A 26,333-nucleotide genomic window follows, 5' to 3' on the forward strand; every position below is an offset into this window, starting at 1 on the left:
GTGCGTAAGAACATCAAGATCGCCGCGGCTGCCGCCGCCACCGCCGCCATCGCCTTCGGTCTGACGGCCTGCGGCACGTCCTCGGACCCGGGCGCCAAGAGCGGCACCGGCGCCAAGGCCGACCCCTCCAAGGCGCTCGTCGTCGCCGCGTCCCCGGCGCCGCACGCCGACATCCTGGGCTTCGTCCAGAAGAACCTGGCGGAGAAGGCCGGGCTCAAGCTGGAGGTCAAGGAGTTCACGGACTACGTCCTGCCGAACACCGCCACCGAGACCGGCCAGGTCGACGCCAACTTCTTCCAGCACCAGCCCTACCTCGACGACTTCAACGCGAAGAAGAACACCCACCTCGTCTCCGTCGGCACCGTCCACCTGGAGCCCCTCGGCCTCTACTCCCACAAGGTCAAGGACCTCAAGGACATCAAGGCCGGGCAGACCATCGCCGTTCCCAACGACACCACCAACGAGGGCCGTGCCCTCCAGCTCCTCGCCGAGAACGGCCTCATCACCCTCAAGGACGGCGTCGGCACCAGCGCCAAGCTGAGCGACATCACCGACAAGAAGGGCCTGGAGTTCAAGGAGCTGGAGGCCGCCACCGTGCCCCGCGCCCTGAACGACGTGGACGCCGCCGTCATCAACGGCAACTACGCCATCGAGGCCGACCTCAAGCCCTCCAAGGACGCCCTGGTGCTGGAGAAGGCCGACGGCAACCCGTACGCCAACATCGTCGTGGTGAAGAAGGGCGACGAGAAGGACGCCCGCGTCCAGAAGCTCGTGGAACTCCTGCACTCCGACGAGGTCAAGAAGTTCATCGAGGACACCTACCAGGGCTCGGTCATCCCGGCCTTCGGTGCCGCCGCCAAGTCCTGACCCCCGCACCGCACTTGCCCGACGAGCCCCGCGCACCCCACCAGGGGGACGCGGGGCTCCGGCGTGCCGACCCGACCATGCGCGACAGCGGGCCGATGCTGCATGCTGTGCCTTTAACGGTCTTCAGCATGGAGCTGCGCATGACTTCCACCTTTCCGGACATCTCCATCAGCACGGACCGGTTGGTGCTGCGCCCCTTCGACATGGTGGACCTCCCCGCGTACATCGAGATGATGAACGACGAGATGGTCACCGCCTGGACCGGCGCCCCCCACCCCTACACCCGGGTCGACGCCGAACGCTGGGTCCGCAGGATCGCCCCCGCCCGGCGCACCGCGGGCGACGGCATCGTCCTCGCCGTCACCGAATTCCTCACCCAGCGGCTCGTCGGCTCGGTCCGGCTCCACCGCACCGACTGGCGCACCCTGGCGACCGAGGCTTCCTACATCACCGCGCCCTGGGCCCGTGGGGAGGGGTACGCCACCGAATCCATGCTGGCGGTGGCCCAGTGGCTCTTCCGCGACCAGGGCTTCGAACGCCTCGAACTGCGCACCGCCGCCGACAACACCGCCGCCCAGCAGGTCGCCCAGAAGCTCGGGTGCATCAGCGAGGGCGTCCTGCGCAACGCCCGCATAGCGCGGAGCCGGACCGACAACGGCACCGACGGCGGCTGGACCGACATCAGGACCGACCTCATCGTCTGGGGGCTGCTCCCCGAAGACCTCGAAGGCGTCGCCGAACAGCTCGCCGACGCGGGCGGCTACGGCAGCTACAACGACTGGAACTGACCCCCGAAGGGGGTGAGGCCCTCTGCTGCCCCGGACCGGGTACTCTCACCCTGCCCGCCCCTCACCACCACCCCCACCTGCGACGACTCCAGGAGACTGACGACACATGGCCGATCGGGTCACCGTGATCGGCTGGGACGGCTCGCCCCTGACGGAAGCGGCAGCGGCCGCCCTCTCGGCCGCCACGCTCGTCGCCGGAGCCGCCCACCACCTCGCACTCCCCGAAGTCCCGGCGAACGCGGAACGCATCCGCCTGGGCTCCATCGACCTCGCCGCCCGCCGGATCGCGGGCCACCGGGGCAGCGCCGTGGTGCTCGCCGACGGAGATCCCGGCTACTTCGGAGTCGTCCGCACCCTCCGCGCCCCCGAGCACGGACTGGAGGTCGAGGTCGTCCCGGCCGTCTCCTCGGTCGCCGCCGCGTTCGCCCGCGCGGGCATGCCGTGGGAGGACGCCCGCACGGTCGTCGCCCACCCCCGCACCCTGCGCCGCGCCGTCAACGTCTGCCGCGCCCACCACAAGGTCGCCGTCCTCACCTCGCCGGGCGCCGGTCCCGCGGAACTCGCCCTGCTCCTCGAAGGAGTCCACCGCACCTTCGTCATCTGCGAGGAGCTCGGCACGGCCCGCGAACAGGTCACCGTCGTCACGTCCGACAAGGCCGCCGACCACGCCTGGCGCGACCCCAACGTGGTCATCGTCATCGGCGCAGGCCCCGAACCCCGGGCCGCAGGGGCCTGGATCACCGGCCCTCAGCCCGACCACCCGCACGGCGTACGCGGCTGGGCGCTGCCCGCCGAGGCGTACCCGGACGGTGCGGACAGCGGCGAGGGCGGGGCCCCCGGGCTGCGCGCCGCCCAGCTGGCCCGCCTCGGCCCCCGCACCGGCGACCTCCTCTGGGACATCGGCTCCGGCGGCGGGGCCCTGGCCGTGGAGGCGGCGCGCTTCGGCGCGGCGGTCCTGGCGGTCGACAGCGACCCGGCGGCCTGCGCCCGGACCGCGGCGGCGGCGCGGGCGTACGGAGTACAGCTCCAGGTCGTCCAGGGCCGGGCGCCCCACGTACTGGAACGCCTGCCGGAACCCGACATCGTACGGATCGGGGGCGGCGGGGTGCCCGTCGTCACCGCCGTCACCGACCGGCGGCCGGAACGGATCGTGACCCACGCCTCGACGCGCGACGAGGCCGAGGCGCTCGGCGCCGCCCTCACCGAGAACGGCTACACCGTCCGCTGCTCGCTGCTCCAGTCCGTCGAACTCGACACGGCCGCCTGGTCGGAGCGCGAACGCTCGGTCGTCTTCCTCCTCTCGGGCCTGCGCTCCGGCCTCGCCCCATGAGCTGGGCGGTGTGTCGCGCGAGGTAGGCTGGCCGATTGTTGTACCGCACCCGGACGTTCGTCGCTTCGTTCGTCAATGTCCGGAAAAGGGGACTGTTTTGGTCTCGGCTGTGGTACGGCGGAACCGGGGACTGCGCGAAGTGGCGCAGTCCACAGCGGGCCGTGGCCAAATGGGCTGCCGCGGCGGCGAACGGCCGCGAGAATGCAGTATGTCCGCGACCGATTCGTGCCGCGCGGCGAGCCCGCTCGTTCTTGTTGACGAGCACCGGCCCGCCGTGTTCGGGCGTCCCGGGCGAAGGGCCGAAGAAGACTGACGATGGGCGAGGGGTACGCATGAGTGACACCGGCCAGATCCCGGGTGAGGGACTGCCGGAGAACGCGGGCACGGCGGAGCAGCCGGGCGTCGCCGCCCCGGAGGCCTACGCCTACCTTGCTCCCTCCGAGCATGCCGTCGAGGACGACGACGTTCTTCTGATGCCCAGCCCCCAGGGCGGCTGGAGCGACCCGCAGCCCGTTCCGGCCCCGGTGTACCCCGAGGGCGCCGCCGCCCAGACGCCGCTTCCCGCGCAGGGCACCCACCACGCCCCGCCCGCGGCGCAGCCCCACGCCCAGCCGGCCGGTGAGCCGCTCGCCCAGCCGCAGGGCCCCGTCCAGGTCCAGGTGGCCGAGCCCGTCCCGGCGCGGCCAGAGGAGGCGTACGCCGCCCAGCAGGCGGTGGCCGAGCCGCTGCCCGCGACCGGCCAGGGCACCCACGAGTCCGGTGGCCGGGACTCCGGTGCGGTCGACCTGGGGGGCGTACGTGTCCCGTCGCCGGCCCCCGCCTCCGCCCCGGCGGCCCAGGTCCCCCCGCAGGCGCCGGTGCGCCGACCGCTGCACCGTGGCCCGGTCGCGGCCGACGGCTCGCCGACGTACGGCGGTACGCCGACCGGCGGCGTGGTGCGTTCGCTCGCCGACCGGGGGCCCGCGGGTGCCCCGCAGGCACGCACCCGAACCCGCGCCCAGGCGCCGGTGACCCCCCCGGTAGCGCAGGCCCCCGGCCCCGAGTACGTCGAGGCGCCGGGCGAGGACGCCTCAGCGCTGCCCGGCCCGCAGCTGGGCGAGGTCCTGCCGCAGGGCGGCAGCCCGTGGGGGGCCCAGGCCCCGGTGGCGCAGCCGGAGGCGCAGGCCGTTCCGGCGGAAGCGGAAACGATCGTTCCCGAACCGGCGCCGGAACCGGCTGCCGAAGCGGTGCCGGCCGCTGCGCAGCCCGCCGCCGAGGCCGTGGCCGCGCCCGCCGCCGAGCCCGTCGTGGAGCAGGCCCCGGCTCCGCAGCCGGTGCAGCCCGCTCCGGCCGTGCCGCCGGACGCCGAAGCTCCGGACGCCGAGGCTCCGGGCGCCGAGGCCGCGGCGGCCGAGGAAGGGCCCGCCGAAGTCACGCCCGTCGAGGTCACGCCCGCCGAGGTCACGCCCGCCGAGGTCACGCCCGCCGAGACCGTCGCGGCCGAGGCCGCTTCCGCCGTGGAGCCGCAGCCGGAGCAGACGGCGGCCGGGGCGGCGGTGGAGGTGCCTGCCGAGGCTCCCGCGGAGGCCGTGGCGCCGCAGGAGACCGCCGAATCCGTCCCCACGGGCCAGTTCGTGCCGGTGGAAGGCCCGGTGCCCGCTGCTCCGCAGCCCGCCCCGACGCCCGCCGCGGAGCCGACCGCCGGGGCGGAGCCCGAGGCCGCGCCCGAGGCCGAACCCGAGCCCGAGCGTGTGCCGTTCGCCATGGAGCCCGTACGGGCCGACCGGCCGGAGGCCGCGGAAGCCGTCGAGCCCGTCGCGGTCACCGAGCCCGTGGCGGAGGCCGCGCCCGCCGAAGCCCCGGAACCGGCCCCCGCGCCCGCTGCCGAGGTACCGGTGGCCGCCGGGGCGGAGCCCGAGCAGGGCCCCGAGACCATCGAGACCCCGGACGCCACGGCCCCCGCGGCCGACACGTACGACACGGAAGCGGCCGGGGCCGCCGAAACCGCAGAGGCAGTGGAAGCCGCGGAGGCAGCGCAAGCCGTGGAATCCGCGGAAGCCGCAGCGCCCCCGGAGGCGGCTCCCGCCACCGAGCCCGCGCCCGAGTCCGCACAGTCCGAAGCCCGGCCCCAGGACCCCGAGCCCGAGGTCCCCGCGGCTCCGCCCGCTCCCGGCTACGACGACGCGGAGCGCGAAGCGGTGCTCCGCGTCATGCGCGAGCGCCGCGACATCCGCAACGGCTTCCGCAGCGACCCCATCCCGCACGAGGTCCTGCTCCGCGTCCTCGAAGCCGCGCACACCGCGCCCAGCGTCGGCCACTCCCAGCCCTGGGACTTCGTGGTCATCCGCTCGGCGGAGACCCGCCGTTCCATGCACGAACTGGCCGAGCGTCAGCGTGACGCCTACGCCAAGTCGCTGCCCAAGGGCCGGGCCAAGCAGTTCAAGGAACTGAAGATCGAGGCCATCCTCGACACCCCGGTCAACATCGTCGTCACCGCCGACCCCACCCGCGGCGGCCGCCACACCCTCGGCCGGCACACCCAGCCGCAGATGGCCCCGTACTCCTCCGCGCTCGCCGTCGAGAACCTCTGGCTCGCCGCGCGCGCCGAAGGACTCGGCGTCGGCTGGGTCAGCTTCTTCGACGAGCGCGAGATGGTCCGCGCCCTGGGCCTGCCCGAGCACCTCGAAGTCGTCGCGTACCTGTGCGTCGGTTACGTCGACGAGTTCCCCGAGGAGCCCGAGCTGATGCAGGCGGGCTGGTCCAAGCGGCGCCCGCTGTCCTGGGTCGTCCACGAGGAGACGTACGGACGGCGCGCCCTGCCCGGCGAGGAGCCGCACGACCTGCTCCAGGAGACCATCGCCAACATCCGCCCGCTGGACGCCAAGGCGCTCGGCGAGGCGTGGGAGCGCCAGAAGCGGATGACCAAGCCAGCCGGGGCGCTCGGCATGCTGGAGATCATCTCCGCGCAGCTGTCCGGGCTCTCCCGGGTCTGCCCGCCGCCGATCCCCGAGCCCGCCGCCGTCGCGGTCTTCGCGGGCGACCACGGGGTGCACGCCCAGGGCGTCACGGCCTGGCCGCAGGAGGTCACCGGCCAGATGGTCGCCAACTTCCTCGGCGGCGGCGCGGTCTGCAACGCCTTCGCCTCCCAGGTCGGCGCCGAGGTGTGCGTGGTCGACGTCGGCGTGGCGATGGAGCTGCCCGCGACGCCCGGCCTGCTGCCCCGCAAGGTCCGGGCGGGAACGGCCGACTTCACCACCGGCCCGGCCCTCACCCGTGAAGAGGTGCTCGCGGCGATCGAGGTCGGCATCGAGACCGCCCGCGACCTGGTCGCGGCGGGCAACAAGGGCCTGCTCACAGGTGAGATGGGCATCGCCAACACCACCGCGTCGGCCGCGCTCATCAGCGTGTACACCGGCGTGGACCCGGCCGAGGTGACCGGCCGCGGCACGGGCATCAACGACGAGATGCACGCCCGCAAGGTGGACGTGGTGCGCCGCGCCCTCGAACTCCACCAGCCCGACCCGGCCGACCCGGTCGGCGTGCTGGCGGCGGTCGGCGGTCTGGAGCACGCGGCGATGGCCGGGTTCCTGCTGGGCGGCGCCTCGCTCCGTACGCCCGTCATTCTCGACGGCGTCAGCGCGGGCGCCGCGGCTCTGGTCGCGCGGGCGATCGCCCCCGAGGCCCTGGCCGCCTGCATCGCGGGCCACCGCAGCGCCGAGCCCGGCCACGTCGCCGCGCTCAACAAGCTGGGCCTGCGCCCGCTGGTCGACCTCGACCTCCGCCTCGGCGAGGGCACCGGCGCGCTGCTGGCCCTGCCGATCGTGCAGAGCGCCGCACGGGCGATGCACGAAGTGGCGACGTTCGACTCGGCGGGCGTCACCGAGAAGTAGCGAGGCGGCACCGGGAGGTGACGCGGGGCCGTACCCGGCCCGGACCGGTGCCCCCACGGGGGCCGGTCCGGGCCGGAGGACCGCCACGGGGCGGGGCGAGCCCGCCCCGCCCCCGTGCTCCACCGGCCGGTCCCGCCCCCGGCCCACCCCGTATCGTGGCCTCACGCTCCACAAAACCGCACGTCACCGCCGCTCCACCGTCGCAGCGGCCCGCACCCCGCATCGCACGAGGAGTCCGCACCGCCATGGCCGAGCACGCCGATCACCCCGCGTACCCCGTCGGACTCCGCCTGACCGGGCGCCGTGTCGTCGTCATCGGCGGCGGCCAGGTAGCACAGCGCCGCCTCCCGGCACTCATCGCGGCGGGCGCCGACATCACCCTCGTATCGCCGTCCGCGACCCCGTCCGTCGAGGCGATGGCCGACGCCGGGGAGATCCGCTGGGAGCGCCGCCGCTACCAGGACGGGGACCTCGCCGACACCTGGTACGCGCTCGTCGCCTCCGACGACGACACGGCCAACAACGCCGCGTCGGCCGAGGCCGAACGTACCCGCACCTGGTGCGTACGCAGTGACAACGCTGACGTGGCCACCGCCTGGACCCCGGCCACCGGCCGCAGCGAGGGTGTGACCGTCGCGGTCCTCTCCACCGACGCCCAGGGCCGCGACCCGCGTCACTCCGCGGCCGTCCGCGACGCCATCGTCGAGGGACTGCGCGACGGCACGCTCGCCGCTCCCCACCACCGCACCCGTCCCGTGCCCGGCGTCTCCCTGGTCGGCGGCGGCCCCGGCGACCCGGACCTGATCACCGTGCGCGGCCGCCGCCTGCTCGCCGAGGCCGATGTCGTCATCGCAGACCGGCTCGGCCCGCGCGACCTCCTCGACGAACTGCCGCCGCACGTCGAGGTGATCGACGCGGCGAAGATCCCGTACGGCCGCTTCATGGCGCAGGAGGCGATCAACCAGGCGCTCATCGAGCACGCCAAGGCGGGCAAGGCCGTCGTACGGCTCAAGGGCGGTGACCCCTTCGTCTTCGGGCGGGGCATGGAAGAGGCCCAGGCGCTCGCCGCCGAGGGCATCGCCTGCACCGTCGTCCCCGGCATCTCCAGCTCGATCTCCGTGCCCGGCGCCGCCGGAATCCCCGTCACCCACCGCGGGGTCGCCCACGAGTTCACCGTCGTCAGCGGACACGTCGCCCCCGACGACGCGCGTTCCCTGGTCGACTGGGCGGCGATCGCCCGGCTCCGCGGCACCCTGGTGCTGCTGATGGCCGTCGACAAGATCGGCGCCATCGCGAAGGCCCTGATCGAGCACGGCAAGTCCCCGGACACCCCGGTCGCCCTGGTCCAGGAAGGCACCACCGCCGCCCAGCGCCGCGTCGACGCGACCCTCGCGACCGTGGCCGAACGGGCCGCCGCCGAGGACGTCCGCCCCCCGGCCGTCATCGTCATCGGCGATGTCGTCGCGGTCGGCACCGGCGCCGCCCCGCTCCCCACCGCATAGCGCCCCCGCGCACCACCCGCACCCCCTCCGAGTAACCAGCGGTAACAGAACTTCTCCCCAGCCGTTGGCACCGCACACCGGACAAGGCAGTATCGAACCCGTGGCTGATCTCATCACCGTCGACGACCCCGACGACCCCCGCCTGAGCGACTACACCGGACTCACCGACGTCGAGCTCCGCCGCAGGCGGGAACCCGCGGAGGGCCTCTTCATCGCCGAGGGCGAGAAGGTGATCAGACGGGCCGGACACGCCGGGTACGAGATGCGCTCGATGCTGCTCTCGGCGAAGTGGATCGACCTGATGCGGGACGTCATCGACGAGGTCCCGGCCCCGGTGTACGCGGTCAGCCCCGAGCTCGCCGAGCGGGTCACCGGCTACCACGTCCACCGCGGAGCCCTCGCCTCGATGCAGCGCAAGCCCCTGCCGACCGCCGGCGCACTGCTGACGGCGGCCGACGGCGGCGACCGCACGGTCCGGCGTGTCGCCGTCTTCGAGGACATCGTCGACCACGCCAACCTGGGCGCCGCCTTCCGTAACGCCGCCGCTCTCGGTATCGACGCGGTCCTCCTCACCCCGCGCTGCGCCGACCCCCTCTACCGGCGGTCCGTCAAGGTCTCGATGGGCGGCGTCTTCCAGGTGCCGTGGACCCGCCTGGACTCCTGGCCCAAGGACGTGGAGGTGCTGCGCTCCGCGGGCTTCACGCTCGCCGCCCTCTGCCTGAGCGAACGGGCGATCACCCTCGACCAGCTCGCGGCGCGCAACGACGAACGGCTCGCGCTGGTCTTCGGCACCGAGGGAGCGGGCCTGGCCCCCGGCACCCTCGCCGCGGTCGACGAGCACGTCCGCATCCCGATGGACGCGGGTGTCGACTCCCTCAACGTGGCCGCGGCCTCGGCCGTCGCCTTCTACGCCACCCGGCCCTCCGCCTCCTGACCCCCGGGGCCGTACACCTCCCGCTCCGGGGTCAGCCGATCGGCCGACACCGGAGTCAGCCGTCCCGCCCGCCACGAGGAGCCGGTCCGCCGACGGGCCGGGGACACCCATGGCCGCACGCTTGATCCGAACGGGACGGCAGCAGCCGGCGGGTTCGGACGCCGCAATCCCAGGGCGGACGGAGCCGCGCCCCGTACCCAGCACGGGAGCGACCCCAGTGAAGCACGCCAGGAAGACCTCGAAGCGGATGCGCCTCGTCATCGGCGGCACGGCGGCCGGGGCCGTCGCCCTCGCGACGTTCGCCGTGGTCAACGCCAACGCAGGGTCCTCCACGGCCGCCGCGCCCCTGGCGGAGGCGGCGGGCACGCAGGTGACCGGCTCCGCCCACCTGACCCTGGCCGCCGCGACCAGGGCCGCCCAGGCGGCGCTCGACGCGGCGGAGAAGGAGAACCAGCGGGTCTCGGTCGCCGTCGTCGACCGCGACGGCAACACGATCCTGACCCTGCGCGGTGACGGCGCGGGCCCGCAGGCCTACGAGTCGGCCGTGAAGAAGGCGTACACCGCCGTCTCCTGGAACGCCCCGACCTCCGAGCTCGCCAAGCGCCTGGCGAACGCCCCCACGCTGAAGGACATCCCGGGCACCCTGTTCCTCGCGGGCGGCGCCCCCGTCACCGCGAAGGGCGCCCCGATCGCGGGCATCGGCGTGGCCGGTGCCCCGTCCGGCGACCTCGACGAGAAGTTCGCCCAGGCCGGAGCCGGCCTGCTGGGCCGGTAGGAACACCCGCCGGGACGGTTGCCGCTGACGCCAGGGCAACGGCCCCGGGAGGTCTACCCGAGGACGCTGTGCGTCGTCCCGCCGCCGGAATGACCGGAACCCAGCCCGCGGGCAGGCCCCTGGCAGCCCTGGGCCACCGCGATACCGAGCGCCACCAGCAGTGTCACCACGACGAAGACGAAGAGCCGCTGCCGCAGCAGCCGCGGATTGGCCGGACGCAGCCCCGCCGACGTGGGACGGTTTCCCGGCCGCGTACCGGGGCGGCCGTTCGCCGCGTTCGTGCCCTGCGGGCGCCTGCCCGACCGGGTGGTCTCGCGCGATGGCTGCTGCCGCGGGGGACGCGAACCGCCGGTCCGGGAGGCGGCGGACCGCGACGACGGGGCAGGCCGGCCGCCCTGCGGCTGCGCGTGCTTCTGCTTCAGCGGACGGGACGAGGGCGGCGCCGCCCGCCGTGTCTGCTGTTCGGTGTACGGACCGTCGAGCCGGCCGGTCGGCCGCTCCAGCTCCCGCGCCGAACGCTGCGCAGGAGGCCGGCTCTCGTGCAGCCCATGGGCCTCGCGCGCCGCGATCTCCTTGAGCCGCATGGACAGTTGCAGCGTGCTCGGCCGTTCCTCGGGATCCTTCGCCAGACAGGCGCTCACCAGCGGTGCGAGCGCGTCGTGCACATCGCGCAGCTGAGGCTCCTCATGCACCACGCGGTACAGCATCACCTCGGAACTGCCGTGCCCGAACGGCGAGTCCGCGGTGGCCGCGTACGCCAGCGTGGCCCCCAGCGCGAACACGTCGGTCGCCGGTGTCACGGCCGCGCCCCGCACCTGCTCGGGCGCGAGGAACCCCGGCGAACCCACCGCCGTACCGACATGGGTGAGGGTGGAGGCCCCGGTCGCCCAGGCGATCCCGAAGTCGATGATCCGCGGGCCCTTGGGGGAGAGGAGGATGTTCGACGGCTTCAGGTCGCGGTGGACCACCCCCGCCTCGTGCACCGCCACCAGGCCCTCCGAGAGCGCGGCCCCGATCGAGGCCACCTCGGCCGCCGACAGCGGACCCTCCTCGGCCACCTTGTCGTGCAGCGAGGGCCCCGGCACGTACTGCGTGGCGAACCACGGTCGGTCCGCCTCCAGATCCGCGGCCACCAGACGGGCCGTACAGCCGCCCCGGATCCGGCGGGCGGCGGACACCTCGCGCGCGAAACGGGAACGGAACTCCTGGTCCTCCGCCAGGTCCGGGCGGATCACCTTCAGCGCCACCCGCTGGCCCCGCCGGTCCGAACCGAGGTAGACGACGCCCATGCCGCCCGCCCCGAGCCGCCGGTGCAGCCTGAACGAGCCGACGACACGCGGGTCCTCGCGCCGGAGCCGCATCATCGCCATGTCTGCCCATCCCCGCTGCCTGGTCCGCCTGACGAGGCACAGCTTACGTACCCGGCGCCCGGGGCGCTCAGAGGCCGCGCCCTCACCGGCCGATCGATTGTCGGTACGCGGCCCGGCCGCTGACGGAGCGCACGAGCACCGCCGCGCCGGGCCCCCGGCGGGCCGCGTCCCCAAGAAGGCTGCGGCGCAGGGCGGTTGGCGCCGTCCCGTCACCGCGCCACACGAGGCCCCGGCCTCCGCCGCCACGGTCCCGCGCGGCCCCCGCCGCGGCCAGGGGACCGGCCCCCGGCGCCCCGGGAGGGCGAAGGGTGAGTGACATCACGGCCACCGGGCCCGCACCGCCGGTCAACGGCTCCGGCACCCCGGGAAGTTCGCCGCGCCCCCTCGGGGATCTCCCGGGGCCGGGGCGGACCGGTCTCCACCCAGGGGAGTACGCCGACGGACGGGGGCTCATCCTCCGGGAGGCCCGGCAATCGGTACGCGGGCATGACGCCCGCACCGCCGCACGTCCCTACTGTTGAGATCGAGCGGTGGGCGCAGCACTCGTCCCCCGAGGTCACACGTCCGCCGCTCCACGACGAGTCAGGAGAGGAACCATGGCGGACACGGCGACGCGGACCACGATCCGTGCGGGACGCAGGGCGCACGCCCCGTTCGGCAGCCGCACTCCGGCCGGTACGCGCCACCCCCTGGTGGCGACGGCGATGGTTCTTCCCCTGGCGGCCCTGCTCGTGGTCGTCTTCGGCGGCTGGGATGCGGTGGTCACACAGGCGTCGTCCGTGGGCGTGATGCTGGGGCGCTGAGCGGCGCCCCGGGTCCGGAAGAGCGGTCCGGACCGGGACATCCGGCCAACAACCCCGTGGGGACGGGGGTACGTCGGGCGGCAGCGTGTGTCCGGTCAGCTGGGGAGCTGACCGGACATCGCGCTTTCCGGGCCCGTACGGGCAGCGGCGCGGCGCGCGTACGCTCGTCGGCGGGCGCCGGTACGGACCGGGCCCCGCCCGCACCGTCCGCCACCGGGGGAGACCGTGACCACCGCAGTCATACGCGCGCTCGGCGCTCTCGCCCACCGGGCCGCCCACGCGCGCCCCGGGGAGCCCTGCGCCTGCCCGCCCCCGCACGTCCTCGCCGACCGCGCGGACGGCACCGTGGTCCGCAGCGGCCCCGTCGTCGCCAAGGCCCACGCCCCCGGCACGGACGCCCCCGGGCTGCGCGGCCGGATGGCCCTCGCGAACGACCCGAGCCTCGCCGGGGTCCTCCTCGCCCCCCTGACCCCCCGGCCCACCGCACCGCCCGCCCCGCTCCACGACCGCCCCGTCACCCTGTGGCCGCACGGCGAACCCGTCGACCCGGACGACCCCGACGCCGCTCCCTGGGAGGAGGCGGCCGCGCTGCTGGCCGCACTGCACCGCACCCCCGCCCCGCCCGCCCTCGTCCTCCCGCCGATGCGCGGCCCCGCCAAGGCGGCGCTCGCCGTGGCCCGGATGCGCGCCGCCCGGCCCGGCGACCCGGCCACCGCCCCGGTGCTCGACGCCTGGCACCGGCTGCCGGACTGGGCCCGTGACGGGGCCGCCCCGCCCCCGCACCGCTCCCGGTTCCTGTGCCACGGGGACCTCCATCTCGGCCAGCTCGTCCGTCACCCCGCCCCGTACGGCCCCTGGCGGCTCATCGACATCGACGACGCCGGACTCGGAGACCCCGCCTGGGACCTCGCCCGCCCCGCGGCCTGGTACGCCGCCGGAATCCTGCCGCCCGGCATCTGGCTCCGCTTCCTGGACACCTACCGGGCGGCGGGCGGGCCCGCGGTGCGCCCCGAGGGCGACCCCTGGCCGGAGCTGGACGTACCGGCCCGTGCGCTGACCGTGCAGACCGCGGCCCTGGCCCTCGCCAAGTCCGCCGCGGAAGACCGGGCTCCGGACGAGGTGGAGCAGGCGATGATCGACACCTGCGCCCGAATAGCTTCCCTCCCGCCCGAGTTGGGCACCCCGCACTCGTCGTAGGCTGAACCGACCGCCGACGGGCATGCCGCCCGCCGACGGAGACCCGACGGCGAGGAGTGAGCCCCACCATGCAGTGTCCCAAGTGCCACGCGCAGATGCACACGTACAACCGCAATGGCATACAGATCGAGCAGTGCAGCGGCTGCCGGGGGATCTTCCTCGACTACGGCGAGCTGGAGGCCCTCACCCGCATCGAGGCGCAGTGGACGCAGCAGGCCCCGCCCGCACCGCCCGCCCCGCAGGCCTACCCGGCGCAGCAGCCCGCCTGGGGCGCCCCGCAGTACGGCGGCCACCACGGCGGTCACCACCGCCACAAGAGTTTCGGCCGGATGCTCTTCTCGTCCTGAACGGACCGGTCCGCGGTGACCACCTCACCGCGGACCCGGACGTGCTCCGTCCCGGTCCCGGTACACCGGTAGGTCTGCGCCAAGCACGGGAAAACCCCCGGTCGTCGGAACGACCGGGGGTTTCGCTGGTGCGCGATACTGGGATTGAACCAGTGACCTCTTCCGTGTCAGGGAAGCGCTCTCCCGCTGAGCTAATCGCGCAGGGTGAACCTGCGTGTACTGCGTGCGCGATACTGGGATTGAACCAGTGACCTCTTCCGTGTCAGGGAAGCGCTCTCCCGCTGAGCTAATCGCGCGGGGATCCTTGCGGACCAGTGGACGATACTGGGATTGAACCAGTGACCTCTTCCGTGTCAGGGAAGCGCTCTCCCGCTGAGCTAATCGTCCTTGGAGGTGGAGACGGGATTTGAACCCGTGTAGACGGCTTTGCAGGCCGTTGCCTCGCCTCTCGGCCACTCCACCAGGAGTGGGGGGTCGGGAGGATCCCCCACTTTCTGCGAGCGGACGACCAGGTTCGAACTGGCGACCTCAACCTTGGCAAGGTTGCGCTCTACCAACTGAGCTACGTCCGCTTGTCTTTCCCGGTCCGCTTGCGCGTCCCGGCGACGTGTTGAACTCTAGCGGATTCCTGGGCCAGTACAAAAACGCGTTTGCGCAGCGTGCTGAGGTGCGCTCGCGCCGACGCGGGTCACCGGGGGCCGTCCTAGACTCGACGACGTGCACGACCTCGCTCCAATGGCCCGCTTCGGCGGCCTCCTCGCGTCCGGTCTCCGGGACGTGACCAGTGATCCCGCCGCCCTCGATTCGACCGGTTTCTGGGCCGTGTCGGCCGATTTCGAAGGCCGCCTCCTCTGCGCCCGCTTCGACTCCGTACGCGAGCAGCCGGTGCCGGCTCCAGTGCCCGGGGCCTGGCGCGGCCCGGCGGCCGGTGACTGGAGCTCGTCCCTGGACCGCGCCGGGTACGTCGAGGGCGTACGCCGGATCCGCGCGTACATCGCGGCGGGCGAGGTCTACCAGGCCAACCTCTGCCGGGTGCTGAGCGCGCCGCTGCCCGATCCGGCCGCGACCGACGTGGACGCGCTGACCGCGCTGCTCGCCCGCGGCAACCCCGCCCCGTACGCAGGAACGATTCGGCTCCCCGGGCACGGCGTGGAGATCGCCACCGCCTCTCCCGAACTCTTCCTGCGCCGCGACGGCCGGACCGTCGAGTCGGGGCCGATCAAGGGGACCGGCCGCACCGAGGCCGACCTGCTGGAGAAGGACCACGCGGAGAACGTGATGATCGTCGACCTGGTCCGCAACGACCTGGGCCGGGTCTGCGCCACCGGATCGGTCACGGTCCCGGACCTCTGCGTGGTCGAGAAGCACCCCGGCCTGGTCCATCTCGTCTCCACCGTGCGCGGCGAGCTGGCCGAAGGAGCCGGCTGGTCCGGGCTGCTCGCCGCCGCGTTCCCGCCCGGCTCGGTCACCGGGGCGCCCAAGTCCAGCGCCCTGCGGATCATCGAGGAGCTGGAGACCGCCCCGCGCGGCCCCTACTGCGGCGGCATCGGCTGGGTCGACGCCGACCGCGGAACCGCGTCGCTCGCGGTGGGCATACGGACCTTCTGGGTGGACCGGACCGGTTCTGCGCCGGTCCTCCGCTTCGGCACCGGGGCCGGTATCACCTGGGGTTCCGACCCGGAACGAGAATGGGACGAGACCGAACTCAAGGCGTCCCGGCTTCTCGCGGTAGCGTCGGGCGCCGGGGAACCGAGCGGAAGGACCACGTGATGAGGATGTGGGTCAACGGCGCACTGTGTGACGCCGAGGAGGCCAGGGTGTCGGTGCTCGACCACGGGCTGACCGTGGGCGACGGGATCTTCGAAACGGTCAAGACCGTCGACGGCAGGCCCTTCGCCCTCACCCGTCACCTCGACCGGCTGGTCCGCTCGGCCCGCGGCCTCGGCCTGCCCGAGCCCGACCTCGACACGGTCCGCCGCGCCTGCGCCGAGGTCGTCGAGGCCAACCCGATGCCGCTCGGCAGGCTGCGCATCACCTACACCGGCGGGCCCGCCCCGCTCGGCTCCGACCGCGGCGCCCCGGGCCCCAGCCTCGTCGTCGCGCTCGGCGAGACGGCCCGCCGCCCCGACACCACCTCCGTGATCACCGTCCCCTGGGTACGCAACGAACGGGGCGCGCTCACCGGTCTCAAGACCACCTCGTACGCCGAGAACGTCGTCGCCCTCGCGCGGGCCCGCGAGCACGGGGCCTCGGAGGCGCTCTTCGCCAACACGGTCGGCCAGCTCTGCGAGGGCACGGGCTCCAACGTCTTCGTCGTCCTCGACGGGCAGCTGCACACCCCGCCGGTCGCCTCGGGCTGCCTCGCCGGGATCACCCGCGCGCTGGTCGTCGAGTGGACGGGGGCCCGGGAGACCGAACTGCCCCTCGACGTCCTGGAGCGGGCCGAGGAGGTCTTCCTCACCTCCACCCTGCGCGATGTGCAGGCCGTCCACCGGATCGACGGCCGTGAGCTGCCCGGCGAGCCCGGCCCGGTGACCGCCAAGGCCATGCGGGTCTTCGCCGAGCTGGCCGCGGACCACCTCGACCCGTGAGCCGGGAACCCACGCGTAAAAGAGGGTGACGGGCCGGGGGGCAGTGGATAGAACATCTGTGATGACCACGACCCTCCGGCCGACCGGGCCGATCCAGCAAGGCACCGACGGTGCGAAGAACCGCGGCTACGACGTGTGCGACAACGGGCGGCCCGTCGGCTCCGTCGAGATCAGCACCGACGCGGCGTTCGGCGAGTCCACCGGAGTACTGCACTCCCTGGCCATCGATGAGGCGAGCCGACGCCGGGGCCGCGGCACTATCGCGGCCCTCGCCGCAGAGGAGGTACTGCGCGGATGGGGCTGCGGCCGGGTCCGGCTGTCGGTCCCGGAGGGCGACGAGGGTGCCGCGCGCCTGGCGGCCTCCCTCGGCTACACGGAACGCAGCCGCAACATGACCAAGGACCTCGGCCCGGCCGCGCCCGCGCTGCCCGACGGGGTCGCGGCCAGGCCGATGACGGCCGCGGAGTTCGAGATCTGGCGGCGTACCAGCGTGGACGTGTACGCGCAGTCCTGGATCGACCGGGGCGTCCCGGCCGAAGAGGCGATGCGCAAGTCCCTGGCCGACCACGCCCGCAACCTGCCGGACGGCCTGGACACCGAGGGCACCCGCATCCACGTCCTGACTGACGGCGGCACGGCCACCGGCCACGTGTGGGTGGCACTCGACCAGGAGGAAGACGGCGAGACGGCGGGCTATGTGTTCGACGTCGAGGTGGCGCGGGAGCACCGGGGCCGCGGCCACGGGCGCGCCCTGATGCTCCAGGCGGAGCGCATCACCCTGGCCGCGGGCGCCCGGCGCCTCGGCCTGCACGTGTTCGCCGACAACACGCCCGCACTGCGGCTGTACGAGTCGCTCGGATACCGGACGACCCAGTACAACCTGGTCAAGGACCTCTGAGGGGCGGGGGCTCAGCCCCGTTCGGCGAGCAGCCGGCCGACGATCTCCTCGATCCGTTCGCGCAGCCCTTCCTGGCTCTTGCCGCCGTCCAGCCGCTCACCGCCGATCACATAGGTCGGGGTGCCGGTGACGCCGATCGCCTTGCCCTCGGCCTGGTCGGCGTCGACGATCAGCATGTGGCGCCCGTCGATCAGGGCGGTGTCCATCTCCTCGGCGTCCAGGCCGAGTTCCCCCGCCACCTCGGTCAGCAGCGGTTCCCCGGTGCGGCCGAGGTCGGCGGTGCGGGCGAGGAGGGCGTCGACGTACGCCCAGTCCTGGCCCTGGGCGGCGGCCTCCTCGGCGGCCTGGGCCGCGGCGTGGGCGTGCTTGTGCTTCTCCAGTGGGAAGTGCCGGAGCCGTACGTCCAGCCGGTCGCCGTACCGGGCCCGCAGGGCGTGCACATCGGTGAGGGCACGGTGACAGTCAGGGCACTGGAGGTCGCACCAGACGTCGAGGACGACCGGGGACGCGGGGGTGGAATCGCTCATACGGCCAGTCTCCCAGGGCCCGCGCGAGCCGTCCCACCGGCACCCGTCCCGCCGCTCCCGCTCCTGCGGACGTGGTGCCGTCATCGGCACCTGGGGAGGATCCCGGCCCTGAGATGTCCCTGATGCGTCTGTCGATCGTGGCCACCGTGCCGGTCGCCGGTGCAGGATGGAAGGGACGTTTCCCCTGCGCCTGGAGGCACTGATGCTTGCCGAGACCATCTGCTCCGCGGTGTCCGCGGCGGGCCTGGGCATCGCCGCCGTCACCGCCTGGCGGAAGCGGTTCCTCACCGCGACCAGGATCGCCGCCTACTCCCTCGTCCCGATCGCGCTGGTGCTGACCGGGATCGTGGACTGGGTCGCGGGGATCGCCTTCAAGCCGAGCGTCTGGCTCGGGTTCGGGCTGCTGGGGGTGGCCTGGCTGCTGTTCATGACGACCCGGGCGATCGAGCGGCGCGGCGGCACCCGCAAGGAGCGCCGGGCGGCCGCGCGAGCGGAGCGGGGCGGGGCCGTCGCTCCCGGGGCCTCGGCGCCGTCCCTGGGCGCGGGTGCCCCGCGGCCCCTGCCGGAGGCGGCCCGGAAGCGGTCCGCCGACCCGGGCGAGGACTTCAGCGACATCGAGGCCATCCTCAAGAAGCACGGCATCTGACCACCGCTCTCCACGGGGCTCCCGGGGCCCGCCGCCACAACGCCGTCCGTACGATGAGGGCACGCCGCGGACCGGGGGCGGCCAGGGCGGCAGTGGGGCAGGCGAGTGGCGCGCGTGGCAGGGATCAAGGATGTGGCCCGGCGGGCCGGGGTCTCCGTGGGCACCGTCTCCAATGTGATCAACCGCCCCGAGGCGGTGCTGCCGCGGACCCGCGCCCGGGTGCTCGCCGCGATCGAGGAACTGGGTTACGTGCGCAGCGAGTCGGCGCGGCAGCTCCGAGCGGGCCGTAGCCGGATCATGGCGCTGCTCGTCCTCGACATGGGCAACCCGTTCTTCGTGGACGTGGCCCGGGGGGCCGAGCGCGCGGCCCGGCGGGCCGGTCTCGGCGTCATGGTCTGCAACAGCGACCAGAGTCCGGCGGAGGAGGCCGAATATCTCGGGCTCTTCGCGGAGCAGCGGGTGCGCGGAGTCCTGATCACCCCGGCCGACGCGAGTGGCCGGAACCTGGAGGCCTTCGGCCGCCACCGGATTCCCTTCGTGCTCGTGGACCGGGTGGCGGGTGGCCCGGGGACCTGCGCCGTCTCCGTCGACGATGTCCGCGGCGGCGCGCTGGCCGTGGGCCATCTGCTCGCGGCCGGTCACCGCTCGGTGGCGTACGTCAGCGGGCCGGACGGTCTCCACCAGATCAGGGACCGGCGCAGGGGGGCCCTGGCGGCGCTCGCCGACGCGGGACTGCCGCCCGGGGCGCTGACGGAGATCCCGTCCGACCGCCTGGACGTGGCGGCGGGCCGGGACGCCGGGGCCCGGCTGCTGGGCCTGGTGCCCCGGCCGACCGCGGTGTTCTGCGCCAACGACCTGCTCGCCCTGGGTGTGCTCCAGACCCTGTACGCGGCGGGCGTCCGGGTGCCGGGGGACATCGCCCTCGTGGGCTACGACGACATCGAGTTCGCCGCGGCCGCTGCCGTACCGCTCACCTCCGTCCGCAGGCCCGCGGCCGTGATGGGCCGGATGGCCGCGGAACTGCTTCTGGAGGAGGCGTACGGCGGGGGCGGCGGTCATGAGCACCGCAGCGTGGTGCTCCGGCCGGAGCTGGTGGTGCGGTCCTCCAGCTCGGTGCCGCGCTGATCCCGTGTCGTCCGGGGCGGCGAACGCCGCCCGCATGGGGCGCTGTTGAGCGGTCGCTTCCCCGTGGTCCGTACTACTCGCCTGCCGTGCCAAGGAGTTGAGTACGGAGGCAAGCGGAATGCCGGGTCGAACGCATGGCGAACGTACGGCGGGCGATCGGACGCCGGAGCGAATCCGGACCGGCCGGTAAGAGTGAACTCCCCTGGAGGGGAGGCTTATTGGCGAGCGGCGCGTGTGGAGTACGTGATGATCGTTCCGAGATGGTCGACACCACCCGGGGCGATGTCCCCGCAAGCCCTGCCGAAGAGCCTCGCGGTTGCCTCTTCGCGCTGTCCCAGCCCCCTTTGATGATCTTCCTCGCGGTCGTCGGCAGCCTGCTGCTGATGGCCGCGGTGCATGATCTGTTCATGCTGTGAGGGGGGGGTCAGCCAGCCGCCTCCTTGCGGCGTGCCCGGTACGCGGCCACATGCAGACGGTTGCCGCAGGTCCGGCTGGAGCAGTAGCGGCGCGAGCGGTTCCGGGACAGATCGACGAAGGCGTACCGGCAGTCCGGTGCCTCGCACCGCCGCAGCCGCTCCAGCTCACCCGTCACCACGATGAAGGCGAGCGCCATGCCGCAGTCGGCGGCGAAGTGGTCGGCGATCGAGGCGTCGGGCGCGAAGTAGTGCACATGCCAGTCGTAACCGTCGTGATTGCTGAGCTGCGGCGTCGTCCCGGCGGCGGCGACGAGCGCGTTGACGAGCGCGGCGGCGGTCTTCGTGTCGTCGGTCGCGAAGATCTCCGCGAAGCGCGTCCGGACCTCCCGCACGGCCCGCAGGTCCTTCTCGTCCAGCTCGCCCACGCCGCTGATGCGGTGGCGCCCGGCGAAGTCGTACAGCGCCGCGAGATCGGCCAGGCCGTCGCTCTGTAGAGCCGCCGGCTGCCCGCTCGCCGGCGGCTCGCTCTCCGGCGCGGTGTTCAGCAGCTCGACCACCGTGTCGAGGGCGATCCGGGTGTCGTGGGGGATCAGCACGCTTACGCTCCCTGCCTCCGGCGGGCGGGTGTCCGCCGATGCGGGCAGACTCTACTGGCTCCGCCGTGGCGTACCGCGGCCCGAAAGGTCCGGTGCGCGGTGCGGGGGCGGATACCGGCCACGGACGAGCACCGGCGCCGTCGCCACGGTGGATTCCGTGATGACGGCGCCGGTGTCAGGCGTATGCGGTTTTCCGGGCGGCGCCGTCTCCCCGAGTCGGACGGCGCCGCGCGGTTCTCGGCCTGGTCAGCTCTCGGCCAGGATGTGTGAGAGCTCCGTGTCGAGATCGAAGTGGCGATGCTCGGTGCCCGGCGGTACCGCGGCGTCGGTCCTCTTCAGGAACGACTCCAGGGCCCTCGCCGGGGCTTCGAGCAGTGCTTCGCCCTCCGGGGAGCTCAGCGCGATGCAGACGACGCCTTGGCCGTGACTACGGGATGGCCAGACGCGGACGTCACCGGTGCCGGTGGGCCGGTGCAGCCCCTCGGCAAGGAGGTCACGGGCGAATACCCACTCGACCGTTTCCTCCGCTCCGGTATGGAAGGTGGCGTGCACGGCATACGGATCGGCCGTGTCATACCGCAGGCCCGCGGGTACAGGCAGTGATGACTCGCTCGACACAACGAGGCGCAGGTGCAGCTCGCAGCTGACCGTGGTGTTCATAAGCGCCAGGGCCTTTCGCTCAGTGTGCGCTCGGGGATTCGCACGTCGGCGAAATCGACATGCCACCTACGGTGGCGTTGTAAACCCCTCTGCCCTTTTTGTGTCTCTGCAGGTAGCTCGTACAGCGGTGTGTAACTTTTGGTTATGCGGCCATTCCGGTGAAGAAGGCCGTTCCGGTAGATTGGGCCCATGAATGCGGAGCGTGACGTGCGGGACGGCGGTGTCGATTCCACGGCGCCCGTTCCCGCCGCGGGGGACGGTACGGCCGGTGCGACCGGAGAGGTCGAGGAAACGGAAGGTGTGACCAAGGAGCGGGAGCTCGGCTCCCGGGCGCCCGGGTTCATCCGGGCTTCCAGGGCGCTGCACGTGAGCTGGCAGGTCGGCGTCTTCGTGGTCGGGCTCGCCGTGGTCGTGGCGGGCATCATCATGTTGCCGCTGCCAGGGCCCGGCTGGCTGGTGATCTTCGGCGGCATGGCGATCTGGGCGACCGAGTTCGTCTGGGCGCAGCTCGTGCTCCGCTGGACCAGGCGCAAGGTCACCGAGGCCGCCCAGCGGGCGCTCGATCCCAAGGTCAGGCGGCGCAACATCATCCTGACCACCCTCGGTCTGGTGATCGTCGCGGTGCTGGTGGGGATCTACGTCTGGAAGTTCGGCATCACGATGCCGTGGAAGATCCACGAGTGAGCCCGAGGGTGGTCATGGGGTGCCGCTGACATGGGGTAATGTTTGACCCGCACCCGGGCGATTAGCTCAGTGGGAGAGCGCTTCGTTCACACCGAAGAGGTCACTGGTTCGAACCCAGTATCGCCCACCCGGACAGAGGGCCCGTGAGACCACAGAGTCTCGCGGGCCCTCTGCGTTTCCCTGGTTCGCGCGGTCCTTCGGATTTCGTGCGGCGCCGTCACAAAGATCACGCGGTCGTGCGGTCCTGCGGGCCTTTCCGGGAAGCGGGAATTCCCGGAAGGGCCCGTTCCGGAGCCCCGCGGGCAATGGTCGCGGGCCATTCGGGAATTCCGCGGCGGTCGGGGCGTACACGAACTGCTGTATTTCCCGGGCGAGTTCACCGTGACGGCTTCCTCACTCGCCCGGGACGACACACCGTCAGCGCATTCGGCCCACGCTCTCCTTAAGCCGCCGCGCGTCGCGCAGCCGCTGCTCGTAGGTCGCTCCGACCGCCAGCAGCAGCACCCCGGCCAGGGCCAGCGGCAGCCAGCGGGGGAGTGCGCCGACGGCCTGGGCCACATACGGCGCCAGCTCGTGCACGGCGTCCAGGGCCAGTACCGCGCCGCCGAGCAGCAGCAGGGCCTGGAGCCGCAGCCGGGCGCCCGCCAGGGTGATCACCAGCGCCGCCGCGCCGAGCAGCAGCGGGCGCGGCCAGTCCGGGTCGAACCAGGCCGCCGCGAGGCTCGGGACCAGCGTCGCGGCGAGACCCGCCCCGTACGCCGTCCACGACGAGGCCGACGGGTCGCGGCGCCGCCGCAGTACACCGACTACCAGGGCGGGCACCGTCACCGGCAGGGTGTACGCCTCCGGGGCGGAGACCCCCGAGGCCGTCAGCCGCACCCAGGCCGCCAGGACGAACAGCGCCGTCGCCAGGTATCCGGCCGCCGGGCGCCGTTCGGCCCGCACCGCGGTCCCCGCCGCCAGCACCCCGCACAGCGCCAGCACCAGCGCCAGGAACGGCCGGTCCGGCACGGCCATGAGCACGGCCAGTACGGCCGGAACGGCACCGGCCAGCTCGACCGCCGGGGCCACCGGGCGGTTCCGCAGCCGGGCCCCGAGCAGCACCGTCACCGCGGTCACGGCCAGCAGCAGGGGCGCCGCTTGGTGACCGGCCAGCCCCAGCGACGCCCCGGCCGCCCGGACCAGCACCGTCGCGCACACCACCGCCCCGCACGCCGACACCGCCTGGGCGGCCCGCAGCGCGTGTACCGCCCGGTCCGCAGGGGCGTCGAGCAGCACCGCGACCGCCCCGAGCACCACCAGCAGCATGGCGAACACCGGGTACGTCGCGGACTCCTGCGCGAGCGACAGGAAGCCCACGCTGACCGCGCCGGCCAGCCCGCACACCAGCACCGTCCACCCCGCCGACCCCGCACCCCGGCGCAGGTATCCCACCGCCGCCGCGAACGCTACGGCGGCCAGCACCGACTGCGCCGCCACGGCCGCCGGGTACGAGAACCCCAGCACCGCGGGCAGCGAGACGAGCCCCGCCCAGCACAGGGCCGAGGCGACGGCCCCCGCCGTGCCCCGCAGGGCCGGGCCCGGCCGGAACACCGGCCCGGCCACCCGCACCAGCCGGTCCCACCAGCGGTACCCGGCCCCCAGCAGCGCGGCCCCCAGCAGCAGTGTCACCGGGGCCGCGGCCGCCGCCGTCCACGCCGAAGCGGCCACACCCAGCGCGCCCCGGACCCCGCCCTCGGGAGCCCCGGACCACACCTGGGCCAGCCGCGACACCGGGCCCAGCAGCGACAGCCCGGCCAGCGGAGCCGCGGCCAGCACCGCCGCCGCGCCCACCCCCGCGGCGGCCCAGCCCAGCCCCCGCCCGACCGGCTGCGGCAGCGGCGCGCGCAGCGCGGCCAGTAGCGCCGCGCCGCACAGCAGATAGACCGGCACCGACCAGCCCCGGTCGATTCCCGCGCAGAGCACTCCGCCCACCGCGGCCACCGCGCACAGTCCGGCCAGCGCACCGCCCGCCACGGCGAGGCCCCTGGGCGCGCGCCACGCCCCGAAGAGGGCGATCGCCGCCCCGGCGAGCAGCAGCGCGGCCGGATTCATCGCTTCCGGCACCGAACGGGCCGCCACCGACTGCGTCAGTGCCACCAGCAGCCCCAGCAGCCCCGTGGTCCAGGCGCCCGCACAGGCCGTCATCCGGACCACGACGCCCCGGCCCCGCACCGCGAGCGCGCAGTCCAGAGCCGCCGTCCCCAGCAGCGCCCAGCCGAAGCCCGAAGCGTCCGCACCCGCCGACCACGCCCACAGCACCAGCGGCAACTGGGCGGTCACCACCGCCAGGGGCAGCGGCAGCCGCAGCCGCCCGAGCCACAGTCCGTACCCGCCCCACAGCGCCGCGAGCACCGCCGAGGAGGCCGCGGCGAAACCCGCGGCACCGGCCTGCGGCACCGCCACCTGGTGCAGCGCGTAGGCGTCGAGCACCATCAGCAGGCACGCCAGGGCGCCGAGCGACTCCGCGGTCGCCGACAGCCCGCGGCGCAGCAGCACGGCGGGAGCGGCGAGCGCCGCGAGCGTCACCGCACAGAGCACCGCCGAGCGTCCGGCGATCCCCATGTGCCCCCAGCTCACCAGGGTGAACGCGATGGCCGCGACGGCCAGCAGCAGACCGCCGAGGGTGAGCAGCACGTTCTGCGCGCCGCCGCCCGGTGCGGTGCCCGCGGCGGGGGCCGTGAACGGCGCCTGCGGGGGCGGCCCGAACGGGGCGGCGTACCGCGCGGCCAGCGGCGGCATGGGAGGCGTGGCGGGCGGCATCAGCACGCTCAGCAGCCAGTCGCGGCGGATCAGCAGCTGTGACCGGCGGGCGTCGAGCCGGGCCAGTTCACGGTCGAGGAGCGCCAATTCCTCGGCGGGCGGCGGCACATGTTCCATGAACGTGAGTGTGGCGGCGTCCACGGACTCGTACATGCGCTCGGATACTCAGTTACCCGGCTGAGTACGCGCAGACTGGGGTCATGGACTGGAACCACTACCGCTTCGTGAGTACCTGGGACCTGCCCGCACCGCCCGACACCGTCTACCGGATTCTCGAACGGGCCGACGAGTACCCGCGCTGGTGGCCGCAGTTCCGCGAGGTCGCCTCGGCCGACGGGGTCACCGGATCCACCCGTATCCGCGCCTTCCTCCCGTACGAACTCGTCATCACCGTCCGCGAAAGCCGCCGCGATCCCCGGGCCCGCGTGGTGGAGGCCGTGCTCGGCGGCGATCTGGTCGGCTGGGCCCGGTGGACGGTCACCCCGCACGGGGACGGCAGCCGGGCCGTCTACGAGCAGGAGGTCGAGGTACGCAGGCGGCTGATGCGGCTCCTGGCGGTGCCCGGACGGCCGGTGTTCCGGGCCAACCACGCCCTGATGATGCGTGCGGGACGCCGGGGGCTGGTGGCCGGACTGGGCGGAGTTTGAACCGGACCCGCCGGGCCCTGTATGGTTCAACCCGTTCCCGGGCGATTAGCTCAGTGGGAGAGCGCTTCGTTCACACCGAAGAGGTCACTGGTTCGAACCCAGTATCGCCCACCCCGGGAGAAGCCGGTCCGTCAGCAGCATCGACGGACCGGCTTCCGCGTGTCCGGCACCGATCAGCCGGACACCCGCCCCGGACCCTCGCTCACGCCGCCGCCGGGAGAGCCGGGCGCAGCGGCCACGCCGGGTCCACCGTCTCAGCCGTCCCGTTCTTCGCGAACCATGCCTGCAGCCCGCGCGCCTGCGCCGCGTACCAGACGGCCTGGAGGGTGTGCAGCTCCGCCGGTGTCAGCCGGTCCAGCCTGGACGAGAACCGCCGCCCCACCGCCCGCACCAGGTCCAGCGCGGCCGTCGCGTCGGCCTCGGCGTCGTGGGCGCCGTCGAGGGAAACCTGGTACAGCGCGCAGAGGTCGGTGAGGGTGCGCCTGCCCTTGCGGTAGCGGTCCAGGTGCTTGTCCAGCACATGCGGATCGAGTACGCACAGCGGGGAGTTCTGCAGATAGGCCCCGAGCGAGGACGCGCGGTGGCGTTTCAGCTCGCGGTCCAGCAGCGTCAGGTCGAACGGGGCGTTCATCACGACCAGGGGGCGCCCGGCCGCGCAGTGCTCGGCCAGGGCACGGGCGATCTCCTCCATCACCGGCGCCGGCCAGCGCCCGTTGTGCTGGAGGTGCTCGTCGGTCAGGCCGTGGATCCCGGTCGCCGCCGGGGGCACCGGCACCCCCGGATTGACCAGCCAGCGGGAGACGCGCATCCGGCTCCCCGCCGCGTCCTGGACGACGAGGGCGGCCGACACGATCCGGTCCCCCTCGACGTCGACCCCCGTCGTCTCGGTGTCAAAAGCGGCCAGTGGTCCTTCGTACCAATGCGTCATCCCCGAACTCCTCGCGCCCGAACGGCAGATG

24 protein-coding genes and 7 tRNA genes are annotated in these 26,333 nt (G+C 73.7%); 20 read left to right on the forward strand and 11 right to left on the reverse strand.

Going from position 1 to position 26,333, the window contains the following annotated elements; translation table 11 throughout:
- From ACFVWY_RS07230 to ACFVWY_RS07260, 7 genes are all read left to right on the forward strand, one after another.
- On the forward strand, positions 1-867 hold the full coding sequence (locus ACFVWY_RS07230) for a MetQ/NlpA family ABC transporter substrate-binding protein (RefSeq protein WP_389868159.1): 867 nt from the start codon (positions 1-3) through the stop codon (positions 865-867).
- Positions 868-1,007: 140 nt separating this feature from the next.
- Positions 1,008-1,655, forward strand: a complete 648-nt coding sequence (locus ACFVWY_RS07235; protein ID WP_389868161.1) for a GNAT family N-acetyltransferase — start codon at positions 1,008-1,010, stop codon at positions 1,653-1,655.
- A 106-nt stretch (positions 1,656-1,761) separates the two neighbouring features.
- Positions 1,762-2,985: a precorrin-6y C5,15-methyltransferase (decarboxylating) subunit CbiE gene (gene cbiE, locus ACFVWY_RS07240; protein WP_389868163.1), complete on the forward strand. Its 1,224-nt coding sequence runs from the start codon at positions 1,762-1,764 to the stop codon at positions 2,983-2,985.
- Between the two features lie 332 nt (positions 2,986-3,317).
- Positions 3,318-6,854: a nicotinate-nucleotide--dimethylbenzimidazole phosphoribosyltransferase gene (gene cobT / locus ACFVWY_RS07245; RefSeq protein ID WP_389868165.1), complete on the forward strand. Its 3,537-nt coding sequence runs from the start codon at positions 3,318-3,320 to the stop codon at positions 6,852-6,854.
- Between the two features lie 245 nt (positions 6,855-7,099).
- A complete protein-coding gene (gene cobA, locus ACFVWY_RS07250; RefSeq protein ID WP_389868166.1) occupies positions 7,100-8,356 on the forward strand; it encodes a uroporphyrinogen-III C-methyltransferase in 1,257 nt (418 codons plus the stop codon).
- Between the two features lie 100 nt (positions 8,357-8,456).
- Positions 8,457-9,290, forward strand: a complete 834-nt coding sequence (locus tag ACFVWY_RS07255; RefSeq protein ID WP_389868168.1) for a TrmH family RNA methyltransferase — start codon at positions 8,457-8,459, stop codon at positions 9,288-9,290.
- 247 nt (positions 9,291-9,537) lie between these two features.
- On the forward strand, positions 9,538-10,065 hold the full coding sequence (locus tag ACFVWY_RS07260; RefSeq protein WP_389868352.1) for a heme-binding protein: 528 nt from the start codon (positions 9,538-9,540) through the stop codon (positions 10,063-10,065).
- 53 nt (positions 10,066-10,118) lie between these two features.
- Here the strand turns inward: ACFVWY_RS07260 and ACFVWY_RS07265 are convergent, their stop codons facing one another.
- Complete coding sequence (locus ACFVWY_RS07265; RefSeq protein WP_389868169.1) at positions 10,119-11,435, reverse strand: protein kinase; 1,317 nt, start codon at positions 11,433-11,435, stop codon at positions 10,119-10,121.
- Between the two features lie 596 nt (positions 11,436-12,031).
- On the opposite strand from ACFVWY_RS07265, the gene ACFVWY_RS07270 reads away from it, so the two are divergent.
- The 3 genes from ACFVWY_RS07270 (at position 12,032) to ACFVWY_RS07280 (ending at position 13,782) form a co-directional block, all read left to right on the forward strand.
- Positions 12,032-12,238: a hypothetical protein gene (locus ACFVWY_RS07270; RefSeq protein ID WP_389868170.1), complete on the forward strand. Its 207-nt coding sequence runs from the start codon at positions 12,032-12,034 to the stop codon at positions 12,236-12,238.
- Positions 12,239-12,463: 225 nt separating this feature from the next.
- Positions 12,464-13,435 (forward strand): phosphotransferase family protein, encoded by a 972-nt coding sequence (locus ACFVWY_RS07275; RefSeq protein WP_389868172.1) that lies wholly within the window; start codon positions 12,464-12,466, stop codon positions 13,433-13,435.
- Positions 13,436-13,503: 68 nt separating this feature from the next.
- Entirely contained in the window at positions 13,504-13,782 is a 279-nt protein-coding gene (locus tag ACFVWY_RS07280) for a zf-TFIIB domain-containing protein (protein WP_389868174.1), read from the forward strand.
- A 126-nt stretch (positions 13,783-13,908) separates the two neighbouring features.
- Here the strand turns inward: ACFVWY_RS07280 and ACFVWY_RS07285 are convergent.
- The 5 genes from ACFVWY_RS07285 to ACFVWY_RS07305 form a co-directional block, all read right to left on the reverse strand.
- Positions 13,909-13,983 (reverse strand) — tRNA-Val (locus ACFVWY_RS07285).
- A gap of 23 nt (positions 13,984-14,006) precedes the next feature.
- Positions 14,007-14,078, reverse strand: a tRNA-Val gene (locus ACFVWY_RS07290).
- Positions 14,079-14,097: 19 nt separating this feature from the next.
- Positions 14,098-14,169 (reverse strand) — tRNA-Val (locus ACFVWY_RS07295).
- Between the two features lies 1 nt (position 14,170).
- A tRNA-Cys gene (locus tag ACFVWY_RS07300) sits at positions 14,171-14,244 on the reverse strand.
- A 37-nt stretch (positions 14,245-14,281) separates the two neighbouring features.
- Positions 14,282-14,354: transfer RNA gene (locus tag ACFVWY_RS07305), tRNA-Gly, on the reverse strand.
- A gap of 163 nt (positions 14,355-14,517) precedes the next feature.
- Between ACFVWY_RS07305 and ACFVWY_RS07310 the strand changes: the two genes are divergently transcribed.
- The 3 genes from ACFVWY_RS07310 to ACFVWY_RS07320 all read left to right on the forward strand — a co-directional run bounded on the left by ACFVWY_RS07310 (position 14,518) and on the right by ACFVWY_RS07320 (position 17,271).
- Complete coding sequence (locus tag ACFVWY_RS07310) at positions 14,518-15,552, forward strand: chorismate-binding protein (RefSeq protein ID WP_389868354.1); 1,035 nt, start codon at positions 14,518-14,520, stop codon at positions 15,550-15,552.
- Positions 15,552-16,373, forward strand: coding sequence for an aminotransferase class IV (locus ACFVWY_RS07315; RefSeq protein WP_389868176.1), 822 nt, complete (start codon positions 15,552-15,554; stop codon positions 16,371-16,373). The genes ACFVWY_RS07310 and ACFVWY_RS07315 overlap by 1 nt, the downstream gene beginning before the upstream one ends.
- Before the next feature lie 61 nt (positions 16,374-16,434).
- Positions 16,435-17,271 (forward strand): GNAT family N-acetyltransferase, encoded by an 837-nt coding sequence (locus ACFVWY_RS07320; protein WP_389868178.1) that lies wholly within the window; start codon positions 16,435-16,437, stop codon positions 17,269-17,271.
- An 11-nt stretch (positions 17,272-17,282) separates the two neighbouring features.
- Here the strand turns inward: ACFVWY_RS07320 and ACFVWY_RS07325 are convergent, their stop codons facing one another.
- On the reverse strand, positions 17,283-17,798 hold the full coding sequence (locus tag ACFVWY_RS07325) for a DsbA family protein (RefSeq protein ID WP_389868180.1): 516 nt from the start codon (positions 17,796-17,798) through the stop codon (positions 17,283-17,285).
- Positions 17,799-18,000: 202 nt separating this feature from the next.
- Between ACFVWY_RS07325 and ACFVWY_RS07330 the strand changes: the two genes are divergently transcribed.
- From ACFVWY_RS07330 to ACFVWY_RS07340, 3 genes are all read left to right on the forward strand, one after another.
- Positions 18,001-18,444, forward strand: a complete 444-nt coding sequence (locus ACFVWY_RS07330; protein ID WP_389868182.1) for a hypothetical protein — start codon at positions 18,001-18,003, stop codon at positions 18,442-18,444.
- Between the two features lie 105 nt (positions 18,445-18,549).
- Complete coding sequence (locus ACFVWY_RS07335; RefSeq protein WP_389868183.1) at positions 18,550-19,569, forward strand: LacI family DNA-binding transcriptional regulator; 1,020 nt, start codon at positions 18,550-18,552, stop codon at positions 19,567-19,569.
- Positions 19,570-19,829: 260 nt separating this feature from the next.
- Positions 19,830-19,985, forward strand: coding sequence for a hypothetical protein (locus ACFVWY_RS07340; protein WP_389868185.1), 156 nt, complete (start codon positions 19,830-19,832; stop codon positions 19,983-19,985).
- An 8-nt stretch (positions 19,986-19,993) separates the two neighbouring features.
- Here the strand turns inward: ACFVWY_RS07340 and ACFVWY_RS07345 are convergent, their stop codons facing one another.
- The gene (locus tag ACFVWY_RS07345) at positions 19,994-20,581 is read right to left on the reverse strand and encodes a CGNR zinc finger domain-containing protein (RefSeq protein ID WP_389868187.1); all 588 of its coding nucleotides are present in this window, start codon (positions 20,579-20,581) and stop codon (positions 19,994-19,996) included.
- A gap of 246 nt (positions 20,582-20,827) precedes the next feature.
- Positions 20,828-21,241 (reverse strand): SsgA family sporulation/cell division regulator, encoded by a 414-nt coding sequence (locus ACFVWY_RS07350; protein ID WP_003959770.1) that lies wholly within the window; start codon positions 21,239-21,241, stop codon positions 20,828-20,830.
- Between the two features lie 189 nt (positions 21,242-21,430).
- On the opposite strand from ACFVWY_RS07350, the gene ACFVWY_RS07355 reads away from it, so the two are divergent.
- Positions 21,431-21,925: a TIGR02611 family protein gene (locus ACFVWY_RS07355; RefSeq protein WP_389868189.1), complete on the forward strand. Its 495-nt coding sequence runs from the start codon at positions 21,431-21,433 to the stop codon at positions 21,923-21,925.
- Positions 21,926-21,980: 55 nt separating this feature from the next.
- A tRNA-Val gene (locus ACFVWY_RS07360) sits at positions 21,981-22,052 on the forward strand.
- A gap of 290 nt (positions 22,053-22,342) precedes the next feature.
- Here ACFVWY_RS07360 and ACFVWY_RS07365 read toward each other — a convergent pair.
- A complete protein-coding gene (locus tag ACFVWY_RS07365; protein WP_389868191.1) occupies positions 22,343-24,844 on the reverse strand; it encodes an SCO7613 C-terminal domain-containing membrane protein in 2,502 nt (833 codons plus the stop codon).
- Positions 24,845-24,927: 83 nt separating this feature from the next.
- Here ACFVWY_RS07365 and ACFVWY_RS07370 point away from each other — a divergent pair, with 83 nt between their 5' ends.
- Both ACFVWY_RS07370 and ACFVWY_RS07375 read left to right on the forward strand, forming a co-directional pair.
- The gene (locus tag ACFVWY_RS07370; protein ID WP_389868193.1) at positions 24,928-25,374 is read left to right on the forward strand and encodes an SRPBCC family protein; all 447 of its coding nucleotides are present in this window, start codon (positions 24,928-24,930) and stop codon (positions 25,372-25,374) included.
- A 39-nt stretch (positions 25,375-25,413) separates the two neighbouring features.
- Positions 25,414-25,485, forward strand: a tRNA-Val gene (locus ACFVWY_RS07375).
- 91 nt (positions 25,486-25,576) lie between these two features.
- On the opposite strand, the gene ACFVWY_RS07380 is transcribed toward ACFVWY_RS07375, so the two are convergent.
- Positions 25,577-26,302, reverse strand: a complete 726-nt coding sequence (locus tag ACFVWY_RS07380) for a 3'-5' exonuclease (RefSeq protein WP_389868195.1) — start codon at positions 26,300-26,302, stop codon at positions 25,577-25,579.
- Positions 26,303-26,333 lie beyond the last annotated feature (31 nt).

This window comes from Streptomyces sp. NPDC058195, from assembly GCF_042883525.1.
GTDB lineage: Bacteria > Actinomycetota > Actinomycetes > Streptomycetales > Streptomycetaceae > Streptomyces.

Coding starts and splice junctions, on each gene's coding strand:
- ACFVWY_RS07235 (WP_389868161.1), top strand. CDS start 1,008: ATGACTTCCACCTTTCCGGACATCTCCATCAGCACGGACCGGTTGGTG.
- cbiE (WP_389868163.1), top strand. CDS start 1,762: ATGGCCGATCGGGTCACCGTGATCGGCTGGGACGGCTCGCCCCTGACG.
- cobT (WP_389868165.1), top strand. CDS start 3,318: ATGAGTGACACCGGCCAGATCCCGGGTGAGGGACTGCCGGAGAACGCG.
- cobA (WP_389868166.1), top strand. CDS start 7,100: ATGGCCGAGCACGCCGATCACCCCGCGTACCCCGTCGGACTCCGCCTG.
- ACFVWY_RS07260 (WP_389868352.1), top strand. CDS start 9,538: ATGCGCCTCGTCATCGGCGGCACGGCGGCCGGGGCCGTCGCCCTCGCG.
- ACFVWY_RS07265 (WP_389868169.1), bottom strand. CDS start 11,435: ATGGCGATGATGCGGCTCCGGCGCGAGGACCCGCGTGTCGTCGGCTCG.
- ACFVWY_RS07270 (WP_389868170.1), top strand. CDS start 12,032: ATGGCGGACACGGCGACGCGGACCACGATCCGTGCGGGACGCAGGGCG.
- ACFVWY_RS07280 (WP_389868174.1), top strand. CDS start 13,504: ATGCAGTGTCCCAAGTGCCACGCGCAGATGCACACGTACAACCGCAAT.
- ACFVWY_RS07310 (WP_389868354.1), top strand. CDS start 14,518: ATGGCCCGCTTCGGCGGCCTCCTCGCGTCCGGTCTCCGGGACGTGACC.
- ACFVWY_RS07315 (WP_389868176.1), top strand. CDS start 15,552: ATGAGGATGTGGGTCAACGGCGCACTGTGTGACGCCGAGGAGGCCAGG.
- ACFVWY_RS07320 (WP_389868178.1), top strand. CDS start 16,435: ATGACCACGACCCTCCGGCCGACCGGGCCGATCCAGCAAGGCACCGAC.
- ACFVWY_RS07325 (WP_389868180.1), bottom strand. CDS start 17,798: ATGAGCGATTCCACCCCCGCGTCCCCGGTCGTCCTCGACGTCTGGTGC.
- ACFVWY_RS07330 (WP_389868182.1), top strand. CDS start 18,001: ATGCTTGCCGAGACCATCTGCTCCGCGGTGTCCGCGGCGGGCCTGGGC.
- ACFVWY_RS07340 (WP_389868185.1), top strand. CDS start 19,830: ATGGTCGACACCACCCGGGGCGATGTCCCCGCAAGCCCTGCCGAAGAG.
- ACFVWY_RS07350 (WP_003959770.1), bottom strand. CDS start 21,241: ATGAACACCACGGTCAGCTGCGAGCTGCACCTGCGCCTCGTTGTGTCG.
- ACFVWY_RS07355 (WP_389868189.1), top strand. CDS start 21,431: ATGAATGCGGAGCGTGACGTGCGGGACGGCGGTGTCGATTCCACGGCG.
- ACFVWY_RS07365 (WP_389868191.1), bottom strand. CDS start 24,844: ATGGAACATGTGCCGCCGCCCGCCGAGGAATTGGCGCTCCTCGACCGT.
- ACFVWY_RS07370 (WP_389868193.1), top strand. CDS start 24,928: ATGGACTGGAACCACTACCGCTTCGTGAGTACCTGGGACCTGCCCGCA.
- ACFVWY_RS07380 (WP_389868195.1), bottom strand. CDS start 26,302: ATGACGCATTGGTACGAAGGACCACTGGCCGCTTTTGACACCGAGACG.